The sequence below is a fragment of the Rhodoblastus sp. genome (assembly GCF_052145335.1).
GTDB lineage: Bacteria > Pseudomonadota > Alphaproteobacteria > Rhizobiales > Beijerinckiaceae > Rhodoblastus.
Genome location: NZ_JBKQOU010000023.1, coordinates 1 through 12,775, shown reverse-complemented (window position 1 = coordinate 12,775; position 12,775 = coordinate 1). Strand labels below are relative to the sequence as shown.

The window sequence follows — 12,775 nt, the reverse complement described above, 5'->3', positions numbered from 1 at the left end:
CGGCCTTGCGGCTGCTTTGTCTGCAGGAGGAGATTTTCGTTCCCGCTCTGGAAATGCTGACCGGGGCGGCGCGTGAGTTGCGGGTCGGCGATCCGCGTGCGATCGACACCCATGTCGGCCCGGTGATTGACGCGCCGGCCAAGGCGCGGCTCGACGGCTGGCTTGCGAAATGTCGCGCGGAAAAGCGAATCCTCTATGCCGGAAACGCGCCTGCCGCCGGAACTTTTGTCGCCCCGCATATCGTCAGGCTGGACCGGCCACGCGATCTGACCGAGGAAGTTTTCGGCCCGGTGCTGCATGTCACGACCTGGCGGGCGGAAAATTTTTCAGACCTGATCGATGAAATCGCCGCGACGGGTTATGGCCTGACCATCGGCCTGCACACGCGCATAGAACGCCGCATCGCCGAACTCGCCGGCAAGGCGCCGGCGGGCAATATTTATGTCAACCGCAACATGATCGGCGCCGTGGTCGGCAGCCAGCCCTTCGGCGGTTTCTGTCTGAGCGGCACGGGGCCGAAGGCCGGCGGTCCCGAATATCTGCGTCGCTTCGTGCGGGAGACCACCGTGACCGTCAACAAGGCCTCGCTGGGCGGCGACGCCGGCCTGCTGGCGCAAGCAGACGATTGATTTTCCACGAATGAAACCCTCGAACAAAAGGCCCCCGGCGCGCGTTGAGTGAGATAGCTGGGCAGGGCGGGGGCTGCGATGTCGACAATCAGGCAATTGCTCGCCGAAAAGGGACACGAAGTCTTTTCCATCGCCCCGGATGCGACGGTTTACGATGCGATCAAGGAAATGTCCGACCGCGATATCGGCGCCCTGATCGTCGTCGAAGAAGGCAAGCCGGTGGGCATGGTCACCGAACGGCTTTACGCGCGGGAGATCATCCTGAAAGGGCGGGCGTCGCCCTCGACGCTCGTTCGCGAAGTGATGGACACGGAGATGATCTACGCCCGGCTCGACCAGACCGTGGAGGAATGCATGGCGGTGATGACCGCCAAAAGGATCCGGCATCTGCCGGTCATTTCCGACGGCGGGCTGGTCGGGCTGGTCTCCATCGGCGATCTGGTGAAATCGATCATTACCCGCCAGGAATTCACCATCGAGCAATTGATCCATTATATTCGTCGCTGATCGATGGCGACCGGCGCGGGGCGGAGTCTGCCAAAACTTGGAGCCGCTGCCCGATGAATGTTCTTCGACTCCGTCCTATCCTTCAAGCCTTGGCGATTTGCGCTCTGTCCCTGATTGCTGGCGCCCCGGCGGAGGCGGCGCCAGCCAATTCATTGCGCGAATTGTTCCATAATATCGACCTGTGCCTGAAAAAAGCGTCCATCGCGCAGGCCGGCGAAATCACCATTTATTTCAGTCTGCGTCAGGACGGCTCGCTGTTCGGCAGGCCGCGTGTCACTTACGTCAGAGTGTGGCGCGACTCCGCAGAGCAGAGCCGCTTCATGGAAAGCGTCGCCGCCGCTCTCGACAGCTGCATGCCGGCGCAGATTACCCCCAGTCTCGGCATGGCCATCGCCGGGCGCCCCCTTTCGATACGAATCGTTTTGAAAGACCGTGAAACCGATATTTGAGGCTTCCGCTCCTCTTGAGGATGATTCTTGGCGCCGCGCCGCCATTTCCGCGCAAGCTCCAGCTCCGATGCTCTCTCCTGAAACGGGCAGGGAGAGAGCAATATGGCCGCCAATGTTTCGCGCCGCGCGGCTCTGGAAAGCGAGGACGCCAGCGCCTTGCTGATTCGGGTTTCGGCGGGGGAGTTGATCGACAAGATCACCATTCTGGCGATCAAGACCCAACGCGTGCGTCATCCGCAAAAGCGGCTGATGGCGGCGCGGGAGTTGGCGCTGCTGCAACGCGCCGCCGCGCCGCTGTTGCAGGACGAGACAGGACCGCGCGCGGGTATCGCGCCTTTGCTGGAGCGTCTGGCTGCGGTCAATCTCGCTTTATGGGAGATCGAGGATGATTTACGCGCGATGGAGCAGGAGCGCGATTTCGGCGCCCGTTTCGTTGAACTGGCGCGCAGCGTCTATCGCTCCAACGACGAGCGGGCGCGGCTGAAGAACGCCATCAGCGCCGCCGCCGGCTGCGATCTGATGGAGGTCAAGGAGCACCCGGAATACTGAGGGGCCGAAGGCGCCTCAAACGCTTCTGAGCGCCGCGTTGAAACCCTCCCCGCCAGGCCAGCCGGACATAAGCTTCCCACCCAGGATGAACGACGGCGTGGCCTGCACGCCGGCTTTGCTCAGAAAATGCGAGGCGCCGATCAGAATGTCGCGCACGGCGTCGCTGTCGGCGGTCTCCGTCAGTTTCGCCACGTCGAGTTTCAGCTCCCGCGCCGCCGCCAGCCCGGTCTCGCCGTCGATGGCGCCGCGCTGCGCGAACACGCGGCGGTGGAAGGCATAGGCTTTGGCCGGTCCGTAAAGTTTCAGCGCCGCCTGCCTCAGTTTAGCCGCCTGAATCGAGCCGATCGACAATTGCGGGCTGTCGATCAGGCCGAGACGCAGCGCCCTTGCGGCGATCCGCGCGTCGAGCGCCCGGAACACCGCGCGGCAATAGGGGCAGTTGTAATCGAAAATCTCGATCGCCGCCGGCCCGGATCCCGCCCAGGACAGGCCGGGGCAGGTTCTGGCGTCGAGACCCGGCGGCAGCGGCGCCGCTTCGAAATTTTCCGCGCGCACTCCTGAAGCGGAAAGCGTGCCCGCCAGGCCGGAGAGAAATCCCCGTCGGTCCATGAAAAATCCCTTCACCCGACGGTGAAAACCGGAGCGCGGCGCCCGGCTTTCGCCAATTCTTCCAGCACGCCGCGCGCCAGCGCGAGATAGGGCTGCGCCTGCGGCGAGTCCGGCGCCGAAGCCGCCACGGGAGCGCCTTTGTCAGAGGTTTCGCGTATCGCCATGTCGAGCGGCGCCGCGCCGAGAAAGCGCAGGCCGTTCTTATGCGCCTCGGCCTCGGCGCCGCCATGGGCGAAAATGTCGGTGCGTCCGCCGCAATGCGGGCAGAGGAAATAGCTCATGTTCTCGAACAGGCCGAGGACGGGAGTTTTTACCTGCGCGAACATGGCCACCGCCCGGCGCGCGTCGATCAGCGCGAGATCCTGCGGTGTCGAGACCACAACGGCCCCCGCCAGCGAGGCGTTCTGCGCCAGGGTGAGCTGGACGTCGCCGGTGCCGGGCGGCATGTCGACGACCAATATGTCGAGTTCGCCCCAGGCGACATCGTTGAGCAATTGCTTGATCGCCGTCATCACCAGCGGGCCGCGCCAGACCACGGCGGCGTCGTCGGGGACGAGAAAGCCGATCGACATCAGTTTGACGCCATGCTTTTCGAACGGCACCAGGCTATGGCCATCGCTGGAAAAGCTCGGCTTGCCATGCAGCCCGAACAGCAGGGGCACGGAAGGGCCGAACACGTCGGCGTCGAGCAGCCCGACCTTCTGGCCCAACCGCGCCAGCGCCACCGCGAGATTGGCGGCGGTGGTGGATTTGCCGACGCCGCCCTTGCCCGAGGCGACGCCGATGATCTTCGCCACCTTGGCGAGCCCGGAGCCTTGCGCCGGCGCCGCGGCGCGGGGCGCATGAGACGGCGCGGCCGCTTGCGGCGCGCGTTCCGCCGTCAAGGCGACGAAGGCGGCGGCGACGCCGGGCAGGGCGGCGACGGCTTTTTGCGCCGCCAGCCGCATTGGCTCCAGCGCCTGCGCCCGTTCGGGCGGCACGGTCAGGGTGAGATAGACCTTGCCGTCATGGATATTGAGGCCGGAGAGAATCCCTGAATCCCGCAGCGAAGTCTTGCCGTCCGGTCCCGCGACCTGGCCGAGGGCCGCCAAAACCTGTTCATTTGTCGTCATGTTCCGCCTCGATTTTCGGTGAATACCAGTTGAGCGTCTCGCGCAATCGCACGACTTCGCCGACGATGATGATGGTCGGGCCGCGCAAGGCGGCCTCGACGGCCTTGCCGGCGATGTCGGCGACGGTTCCCGTGACCGTGATCTGGTTGGCGCGGGTGCCGTTTTCAACGATCGCTACCGGCAGGGCCGGATCGGCGCCATGACGCAGCAATTCCTTCATCAGGAATTCGAGATGGGCGAGTCCCATGTAGATGGCGACGGTCTGCCGCGGGCGTAAGATGGTCGACCAGTCGAGATCGATAGGCCCCTCCTTGCCGTGTCCGGTGACGAAGACGCAGGATTGCGCGTAATCGCGGTGGGTCAGCGGAATGCCGGCATAGGCCGAACAGCCGGCCGCCGCCGTCACGCCGGGGCAGACCTGAAAGGGGATGCGATGTTCGGCGAGTTTTTCGATCTCCTCGCCGCCGCGTCCGAAAATGAACGGGTCGCCGCCCTTGAGCCGCAACACGCGTTTGCCCTCACACGCCAGCCGCACCATCAATTCGCCGATTTCCTCCTGCGGCAGGGCGTGATCGGAGCGCCGCTTGCCGACATAGATGCGTTCGGCGTCGCGGCGCACGCGGTCCATGATCGCGGGCTCGACCAGCCGGTCGTAGAGCACGACGTCCGCCTGCTGCATCAGCCGGAAAGCGCGAAAGGTGAGGAGATCGGGATCGCCCGGCCCGGCGCCAACCAGGTAAACCTCGCCGCGTGGAAAATCGCCGCTCGCCGATCCGTCCGGCTGGCAGGAAGCGATTTCATGCGCCAGAGCCGACCGCGCCGCCGCCTCGTCGCCGGACAGCGCCATTTCGGCGATGGGGCCGTCGTAGATCCGCTCCCAGAACCTCAGCCGCGCGGCGTGGCTGGTCAATTTGTCCGCCAGAGCCGCGCGCCCGGCGCCGGCCAGCGCGGCGAGGCGTCCATAGGCGGCGGGGACCAGCGTCTCCAGCCGCGCCTTCAGCAACCGGCCGAGCAGGGGCGCCTCGCCGCCGGTGGAAATGGCGACGACCAGCGGGCTGCGGTCGAGCACCGAGGGGACGATGAAATCGGAAATCTGCGGGTGGTCGGCGACATTGACCAGCGCGCCCGCCGCCCGCGCCCGCGCCACCAGCGCGGAATCGGGTTCCCCGCCGGGTTCCGGCGCGAAATAGCACAAGGCGCAACCGGCGAAAATGTCGCCCTCAGCGAGATCGCCGCGTCTAAAACTTCCCTGCAGCGCCTCGAACTCGTCGCTCAAGATTTCGGCGAGCAGCAGCACCTCGGCGCCCGCGCGAAAAAGCGTCTCGACGCGGCGGGCGGCCAGCGGTCCTGCGCCGACCACGGCGACGCGGCGCGCTTTGACATCGAGAAACAGCGGCAGGCGATTCATGGCGATTCCGATTGTTCTTGTTGTTTTTGTTCAGGCGGCGAGCAGGCGGCCGGGATCGCGGGCGGCCCAGAATTGTTCGGCGCGAACTTGGGCCGCCTGCTGGTCCGGCGCCAGCCCCATGGCGCGCAAGGCGAGGGCGAGGGTGCCGGTCACCGCCGCTTCGGCATAGGCGTCGCGGACGTCGCCGCGCCACACCGCGAGCAGGCGCGACAGCTCCATCGCCTCGTCGGGCAGTTGCCGCGGCTCCTCCATCATCGGCGGCCAGCGCTCCTCGAAAGGCTCGCCGTCCCTGATCCCCAATGTCTCGCAGGGCTTGCCGGGCCGGCGCTCGATCTCGCCGCCTTCGCCGCGAAACACGATCATGTTCTTCTCGCCCAGCAGAAGCGCGGCGTCGCGGTGGGTCGCCATGTAGTTGGGATGGAAAATGCCCTGCAACAGGCAGGGGGCGCCAAAAGGATTGATCATCCGCGCCAGCGTGTGGACCGGCGAGCGCAGTCCGAGGATTTTCTTGAACCCCATCATCCGCGCCAGCACCGGACTGATATGGGCGAGGTCGAGATAGGCGAATTTGCGCTGCGCCAGTTGCTCCGCCGCGACTTGCAGATTTTCCGCGGGGGGCAGTCCAACGGCGCGCAACACGTCGCCGGTATAGAGCCGTCCGGCGGTGTGGCCGTCGAAGCCGTGCATAAAAACGCTGTGGCCGTTTTGCGCCAGGCACAGCGCCGCCAGCAGGAACCAGGGCAATTGCCTTTTCTTGCCGGCATAGGACGACCAGTCGACCTCGGCGAGATTCTTCGGCTCCAAGCTCAGGCTGTTGCGCACCGCCTTGACGAAGCCGGCGATCTCGGCGCCGTTTTCCTCTTTGACCCGCAGCAGCATCAGGAAGGCGCCGAGTTGCTCGGGCAGAACCTTGTCCTGGAGAATCATCGTCATCGCCACTTCCGCCTCTTCGACGGTCAGGGGGCGGGTCAGATGCTTGCCGCGCCCGAGAATGGCGATGAAACGGGCGAAGGGATGCGGCGCATGGGGCATGGATTTCGACCTTGTTGTCGTCTGCGTCTTTTGTCTGGCGCCGACCATAGGCCCGGAAGCGTCATGGGAAAAGGCGGCGAGACCGAAATGCGCGATCACGGTGAGCCGGCGGGTGGAAAGTGAAAATGGAGCAGTGAAACGGGCAAAAAAGGTTCTCGATATGTTCCGCCTGAGATTCGGGCGCACAAAGAGAAAAGGGTCCGCGCGTTGGCGCGAACCCTGACTTGTCGGGCGCTCAGGCGCGTGACGACGTCAAATCTACGACGTCGGCCCTGAGAACATCGCGGGGCTGATCAACCGCCCGTAGGTCAGGCTGTTGGCGATGTCGGCGAAAATCGCACTCAGGGTGGTAATGCTCGGATGCGCCGTCGATGCGCAGCCGTTGGCGTTGTCGGAGTAGAATCTCGTCGGACTGGAGGCGATATTGGTCATCGTCTGGCAGGCCTGGTAGGGCTGGGCGGCCGGGGCGGACGAGGCCGGCGGCACCCTTGTGGGCGTGTTGTCGGTCGAGCAGCTGCCGCTCGTCGCGCTGCCATAGGCGACCGAATAGATCCATGTCGATGTCGTGTTGGGTGAGCCGGTGCCGGGCGCCGCCGCCGCGGCCGCGGCGGCCGCGACCGCCTCGTGGCACTGGAAATTGATCTTCACCGTCTGTCCCGTGCCCGGCGTGGTCGTGCAGCAGATGTTATTGCTGCGGCTGCTGTCGCCGGCGTTTGCGTCGCCGTCGCTGAGGAAGATGATCACATTCTGCCGGGCGGTTCCACCCGAGGATACCAATTGGGTGTTCCAGGACGTAAGGGTGGCCTGGGCCGTGGCGATGATATCGGCGTAGTAGGTTCCCGATCCGCCCGGAACCTGGAGACCGGTATTGGCGCATCCGTGGCCGGCTCCGATTGAATTCAAGAGAGGGGATGTTGAAGTCGACGCCAAACCGGTGCTGGGCTGGCTGCTGCCGGTCTGGGTGCGGTAATCGGTCGATCCCGCCGTGCTCGACCCGACGACCTGATAAATGGGCGTGCCCGAACCCCATCCGGCGTAGTAGGGCGAGGTGCCTGTGCTGGAAAACGTCGTCAAACTACAGGCGGTGTCGTAACCGACGTAGGTGGCGCTCGCGAGGCCGGGGAAGGTCATCAGGCCGACCTGGTCGCGGGTGGGCCAGAGTTGCTTGAGAACCGTCTGGACCCCCTTGAGGGCGCATGAGATCCTTGTCTGGCCGCTGCCGCAGCTGGTGTCCGCGGTGGCCATCGAAGCCGTCGAATCGACAATGAACATCACGTTCAGCGGCGGCGGCGTGGCGCCATTCGCGGCGGCGTATCCAATCGCCGACAGCGACACGCCTTTGAACCCGAAGAGGCGGGAGAAGAAGGTGGGCGCCGTCACGGTGGCCTGAACTGAAACCGCGTTGTACAAGGGTACGCCGGCCGTCTCGGTGGACGAGCACGGGGCCCCGGCGGTAACGAGGGCGGTGAGGCACTTGCCCGTAACCGTCAAGGTGGGCGTGGAGTTGGTGAGACTGGTTGACCAGTTAACCGCGAGGTAGTTCCCCGCGAGGGTGGTCGCGTCGCTATGCGACGTGCAAGCGGTGGAGCTGGTGCAGCTTTCGCCAATGTCCTGCGCCGCCGCCAGGGCCGTCGCTTCGACGAGGTTCCGGAGCCTGGTCTTGACGTAGAACGCATAGCCTACGTCAAAGGTAATCGCAGCGAATCCGAAAAAGACCGGCAACATCACCGCCGCATAGACAAGCGAGATGCCGCGCTGGTCCCGCCACAGACGGCGGAAAAAGGGTTCAGATTGCTTTTTCATCGGACAACTCCCTTCATTGCACAATTTCCGTCACGCTCGCTGAGACCGGGCAAATTCCACTGGCGTTCAAGGAAGTGAATTCTCCCGTAAAGACAAACAATTGCTTGCAGCTGTATTTGACCGTTACGGTCACCTTCTGGCCCTGCTCGGAACTGAAATTGCAACTGGTGCAATAACCGGAGCTGGTGCTGGTGCAGGTCGCGCTGGTCGAGGGGACACATACGGAGACGGTCAGATCCGAGGCGATCAAGCCAGCCGCGGCTGTCGTGACGGCGCTGGCAATATCGGTGCTGGCGCCTGAATCGCCACGGCTGACGGAAGCCTCGACGCCGCCGGCGGCCGCGGCGTTCGCCACCATGATTTCCGCGTTGAGCAACATGCCGAACTGAAACATGCCCAAGGTGATCATGAGCAGCAGCGGCAGCACCAGCGCGGCCTCGACCAAGGCGGCGCCGTCAACATCCTGCCAAAATCTTCTCCGTCCACTCAACACGGCCGTCATGCCCCCCGGCAAGCTCTTGCCACGGGATCAGCTGCGCAAGCTGGACTCCTTAACAAGAACTTAGCTTGGCCATAATGTATTTGTCGGCGCCAATTGTAAAGCAAAGATTGCGGAACTTGGTTACCGCGTCGGTCTATTAACCTTTCAGGCGTATGCGAAAACGGTGGGGGATCGAGGATCGTCAGAACATGGTTAACGGCGGCTGGTATTCGCCATTTTTCAGCATTATCTGGAATACGGAGCTGCTTTACGATTACGTTGGAATACGGTGATATCTTGCTGATTTGATAAATCAAACAATATGTTATCTGCGTCCATTCCTTTCCGGAATTGCGGGCTCCGGGACGAACGGCGCCGCTATTTCCCGCGGCAAGCCGGCAGCGCCCAAGCTCGCGCAACGCGATCCGGTCTCTCGGATTCCTGGCGGTTTGCGAGGGCGCAGCCCGCCAAAAGGCAGAGCATTTGTCGCATTTTTGAGCTAAAAGGACCGGATGAACGAATCTCAACCCCTTTCCTCGGCTTTGCGGGTGACGGCGCGCGCGCTGCTGCTGGGCGACCGCATCGACATTATCGGGCTCGAAAGAACGGATGCGATTTCGGCGGCGCCTTTGGCCTTTCATGTCGGGCAGGGCGGGCGCGTGGCGCTTTACCGTTATGGCGTGGCGGTCATGGTCGGCCTGTCGCCGCTGGAGGAGGAGGACGTCCTCGCCAAACTCAAGGATCGCATCGTCGGCGCCCGCCTGCGCAAGGAGGACGAGATCGCCGTTCTCGTCATCGGCGGCGAGGGCGAGGACCGCGTCACCACTGGCGGCCTGATCGCGCTCAAGGAACTTTCCGACGCGCATTTTTTGGTGTTTTCCGACGCTCTGGCGAAAAGCGTGGCGCTCGGGCGCGACGAACGCGAGGTCAATGGCGTGTTGGACAAGGTCGAACCGCTGGCCAATACGCTGGCCCGGCAGGGGCGGCCGATGCGCGACCGCCGCGAAATGCTGCGACTGATCGGCCAGGCGCTCGGCGTGCAGCATCGCGTCTCCGGCCGCGTCGCGGTGGACGACAAGCCCGACGTGCTATGGGACCGCCCCGATCTGGAGCGGCTCTACCTGCGTCTGGAAGACGAATATGAGCTGAAGGAGCGCGCCCAGACCTTGCAGCGCAAACTCGACGTGATCGTCGAGACCGTACGCGCCCTGACCGACATTATCGACGCCGACCGGTCCACGCGCATGGAAATGATCATCATGCTGCTGATCCTGGCGGAGCTTGGCATTTCGCTGTTCCAGATCATTTTATGGCACGGGCATTGAAGCCGGCGGGGCTCGGTTAGACCCCCGCCGCATTGACATAAAGGCCATTCCCTTTCACAGAAGGCGCGCGGGTCACCTGAAACCTTGCCGGCGTCGCGCCGGAAAATGGCGAAAGAGGCCGAAATCCGGCGCTTTCGCCCGGTTTTGGGCCTGAGCGCGCGCTCCCATGCGGTCGGAACGCGCTTGTGCCCGCCAAAATTATGACCGCCGAAAGACCTGGCCTTTGTTTTCCTACGTCGCCAATCGCTTGCGCAAAAGCCTGTTCACCACCGGACAGATGCACCTGATCGAACGCCTGATCCGCGACCAGGGCATGAAACACGTCAAGGGCTATGCCCTCGCATTCGCCATGATGGGCGTGATCGCGGCGACGACCACGGCTTCCGCCTGGATCATGAAATATATCATCGACCGGATTTTCGTCGATCGCAGCATCGCCGCCATGTGGGCGATCGGCGGCGCGATCATGGGCATCTATGTCGCCAAGGGTTTCGCCACCTATGGCCAGCAGGTGGTGCTGTCGCGCATCGCCAACAACATCATCGCCGACGTCCAGACCCGCATTTTCGACAAGATGCTGTCGATGGACATCAAGTTCTACAACGACCGCCATTCCACCGAATTCATCGCCCGCCAGGCCTTCATCGCCCAGGCGGCGAGCGGCGCGCTCAATCTGCTGATCACGGCGCTCGGCCGCGACATCCTGACCACCATCGGCCTGGGCTTCGCCATGTTCATGCAGGATCCCCTGCTGGCCTCGCTCGCCGTGCTGATCATGCCGATGGCCATCGTCGGGGTGCGAAAACTCGGTAATCGCGCCAAAAAGGTGATGATGACCGAGTTTTATGGCTTCGCCGCCATTCTCGAATCACTGCAGGAGACGGCGCAGGGCATTCGGGTGGTCAAGGCCTTCACCCTCGAGCCCTTTATGCGCGCGCGACAGGTCAAGGCGATCTCGAGTTTTGAGGTCGCCGCCAACAAGCTTTCGCGCATTCAGTCGCGCTCCAGCCCGTTGATGGAAACCCTCGCCGGCTTCGCCATCGCCCTTGTCGTGGTTTATGGCGGCTATCGCGTCATCAACAGCGGCCAGCAGCCGGGCAATTTCTTTGCCTTCATCACCGCTTTGCTGCTGGCGACAGAGCCCGCCAAGCGCGTCGCCCGCCTCCACGTCGACCTGACGGGGTCGCTGCTGGGCGTCAGCATGCTCTACGATTTCCTCGACCAGCCGACGCCCGAGCGTGAGCGCGGCGACGAACCGGAACTGCTTATCACCGAGGGCAAGGTGGAGTTCGCCGATGTCGAATTTTTCTACCGTCCCGGCGAACTGGTGCTCGACAGGCTGAGTTTCGTCGCCGAGGCGGGGCAAACCACGGCGCTGGTCGGACGCTCGGGCGGCGGCAAGACCACCACCATGAGCATGATCCTGCGCTTCTATGAGCCGACCAGCGGCAAAATCCTCATCGACGGCCAGGATATCGGCGCTTATTCGCGCGAGTCCCTGCGCCGGCAGATCGCCTATGTCGGCCAGGATTCTTTCCTGTTCAAGGGCTCGATCCGCGACAATATCGCTTTCGGCAAGCCCGGCGCCAGCGAAGAGCAGATCGTCGCCGCGGCCAAGGCGGCCTATGCCCATGACTTCATCGTCGGTTTTGAACGCGGCTATGATTCGCCCGTGGGCGAGCAGGGAATGCAGCTTTCCGGCGGCCAGCGCCAACGCATTTCGATCGCCCGCGCCTTCCTCAAGGACGCGCCGCTGATCCTGCTCGACGAGGCGACTTCGGCGCTCGACACAGAATCCGAGCGGGCGGTGCAAGAGGCGCTGAAGACGCTGTGCGCCGGACGCACCACTTTGGTTATCGCCCACCGGCTCTCGACCGTGGCCAGCGCCGAACGCATCTGCGTCATCGAATCCGGTCATGTCGTCGAATTCGGCCGTCAGGACGAATTGCTGGCGAGGGACGGCGTCTACGCCTTGCTGCACCGGACGCAGTTCGAGCGCGGGCTGCATCTCCCGGCGGCGGAAGCGGCGGCGGAATGAAGCCGTAACAAACCGTTATGGTCAATAGATCATGCGATGACGCAAGAGATTAATACGGTAGAACAACTGCGCTGAAAAGATTCATGGCCGCCCAAACCCGTCTGCCCCAGCCCGTCCTGACTGTCGAGGAGATCGAGGATTTTCTCGAAGAGGTTTTCCCGCAATTGCATCATGGCGGGCGCGCTGTTTTTGTCGAGGCGGTCGGGCCGATGACCGCGCGTTTGCGGTTGATCGCGCATGAGCGCTTCCTGCGACCCGGCGGCACGGTCTCCGGCCCGGCTCTGTTCACCCTTGCCGATGTCGGGATTTACGTGGCCATCCTCGCCCATATCGGCCGCGAGGCGCTGGCCATGACCACCAATCTCAACATCAATTTCCTGCGCAAGCCGCCACACGGCGACGTCATCGTCGAGTGCCGGCTGTTGAAACTCGGCAAGAGGCTGGCGGTGGGCGAGGCGACGCTTTACGCCTCCGGCGCGCAGGAGCCCGTCGCCCATGCGGTCGCAACCTATTCGATCCCGGCGCCCGCGAAGCGGTAATATGATACCGTAACGGCAAAAAGCCTGATTTTGCCGATCTTTCCGCGCGATGATGCATTGACAATACGGCGCCGCGCCCGTAAAAGCCGCCATCCCGCCGGGCGCCTTTTGCCTGGCGCGTTTGTAAAAAGAGACCGCGCCTGCGGCGCAAACTCGGAAAAGAGATCATGTACGGCAAGACCTATTCGGCCAAGGCCGCCGAAATCGAGAAGAAATGGGTGCTGATCGACGGCAAGGGCCTCGTCGTCGGCCGCCTCGCCTCGATCATCGCGCTGCGCCTTCGCGGCAAGCACA

Annotated in this window: 14 protein-coding genes; 8 read left to right on the top strand and 6 right to left on the bottom strand. The window is 63.6% G+C overall.

Annotated features, from left to right (window positions below):
* From ACLP2E_RS01785 to ACLP2E_RS01770, 4 genes are all read left to right on the top strand, one after another.
* Nucleotides 1-629, top strand: a 629-nt coding sequence (locus tag ACLP2E_RS01785; protein ID WP_442464977.1) for an aldehyde dehydrogenase family protein, incomplete at its 5' end; no start/stop codon positions are given.
* Nucleotides 630-707: 78 nt separating this feature from the next.
* Nucleotides 708-1,136, top strand: coding sequence for a CBS domain-containing protein (locus ACLP2E_RS01780; RefSeq protein ID WP_442464278.1), 429 nt, complete (start codon nt 708-710; stop codon nt 1,134-1,136).
* Between the two features lie 53 nt (nt 1,137-1,189).
* The gene (locus ACLP2E_RS01775; protein ID WP_442464279.1) at nt 1,190-1,585 is read left to right on the top strand and encodes a hypothetical protein; all 396 of its coding nucleotides are present in this window, start codon (nt 1,190-1,192) and stop codon (nt 1,583-1,585) included.
* Between the two features lie 102 nt (nt 1,586-1,687).
* The gene (locus ACLP2E_RS01770; protein WP_442464976.1) at nt 1,688-2,134 is read left to right on the top strand and encodes a DUF6165 family protein; all 447 of its coding nucleotides are present in this window, start codon (nt 1,688-1,690) and stop codon (nt 2,132-2,134) included.
* Between the two features lie 15 nt (nt 2,135-2,149).
* Here ACLP2E_RS01770 and ACLP2E_RS01765 read toward each other — a convergent pair whose 3' ends face one another.
* The 6 genes from ACLP2E_RS01765 to ACLP2E_RS01740 form a co-directional block, all read right to left on the bottom strand.
* Nucleotides 2,150-2,743, bottom strand: a complete 594-nt coding sequence (locus ACLP2E_RS01765) for a DsbA family protein (protein ID WP_442464281.1) — start codon at nt 2,741-2,743, stop codon at nt 2,150-2,152.
* 11 nt (nt 2,744-2,754) lie between these two features.
* Nucleotides 2,755-3,855 (bottom strand): Mrp/NBP35 family ATP-binding protein, encoded by a 1,101-nt coding sequence (locus ACLP2E_RS01760; RefSeq protein WP_442464975.1) that lies wholly within the window; start codon nt 3,853-3,855, stop codon nt 2,755-2,757.
* Nucleotides 3,842-5,263: a siroheme synthase CysG gene (gene cysG, locus ACLP2E_RS01755; RefSeq protein ID WP_442464974.1), complete on the bottom strand. Its 1,422-nt coding sequence runs from the start codon at nt 5,261-5,263 to the stop codon at nt 3,842-3,844. The genes ACLP2E_RS01760 and cysG overlap by 14 nt, the downstream gene beginning before the upstream one ends.
* A gap of 30 nt (nt 5,264-5,293) precedes the next feature.
* Nucleotides 5,294-6,394, bottom strand: coding sequence for a glycosyl transferase family protein (locus ACLP2E_RS01750; RefSeq protein ID WP_442462837.1), 1,101 nt, complete (start codon nt 6,392-6,394; stop codon nt 5,294-5,296).
* A 159-nt stretch (nt 6,395-6,553) separates the two neighbouring features.
* The gene (locus tag ACLP2E_RS01745) at nt 6,554-8,098 is read right to left on the bottom strand and encodes a pilus assembly protein TadG-related protein (protein WP_442464973.1); all 1,545 of its coding nucleotides are present in this window, start codon (nt 8,096-8,098) and stop codon (nt 6,554-6,556) included.
* A gap of 13 nt (nt 8,099-8,111) precedes the next feature.
* Nucleotides 8,112-8,543, bottom strand: a complete 432-nt coding sequence (locus ACLP2E_RS01740; RefSeq protein ID WP_442462839.1) for a TadE/TadG family type IV pilus assembly protein — start codon at nt 8,541-8,543, stop codon at nt 8,112-8,114.
* A gap of 548 nt (nt 8,544-9,091) precedes the next feature.
* Between ACLP2E_RS01740 and ACLP2E_RS01735 the strand changes: the two genes are divergently transcribed.
* From ACLP2E_RS01735 to ACLP2E_RS01720, 4 genes are all read left to right on the top strand, one after another.
* Nucleotides 9,092-9,904, top strand: a complete 813-nt coding sequence (locus tag ACLP2E_RS01735) for an RMD1 family protein (protein WP_442462840.1) — start codon at nt 9,092-9,094, stop codon at nt 9,902-9,904.
* A gap of 277 nt (nt 9,905-10,181) precedes the next feature.
* Nucleotides 10,182-11,942, top strand: a complete 1,761-nt coding sequence (locus ACLP2E_RS01730; protein ID WP_442462867.1) for an ABC transporter ATP-binding protein — start codon at nt 10,182-10,184, stop codon at nt 11,940-11,942.
* Nucleotides 11,943-12,025: 83 nt separating this feature from the next.
* Nucleotides 12,026-12,481, top strand: a complete 456-nt coding sequence (locus ACLP2E_RS01725; protein WP_442462841.1) for a PaaI family thioesterase — start codon at nt 12,026-12,028, stop codon at nt 12,479-12,481.
* A 167-nt stretch (nt 12,482-12,648) separates the two neighbouring features.
* On the top strand, nt 12,649-12,775 hold a 127-nt coding region (locus ACLP2E_RS01720; RefSeq protein ID WP_442464978.1), incomplete at its 3' end, for an uL13 family ribosomal protein.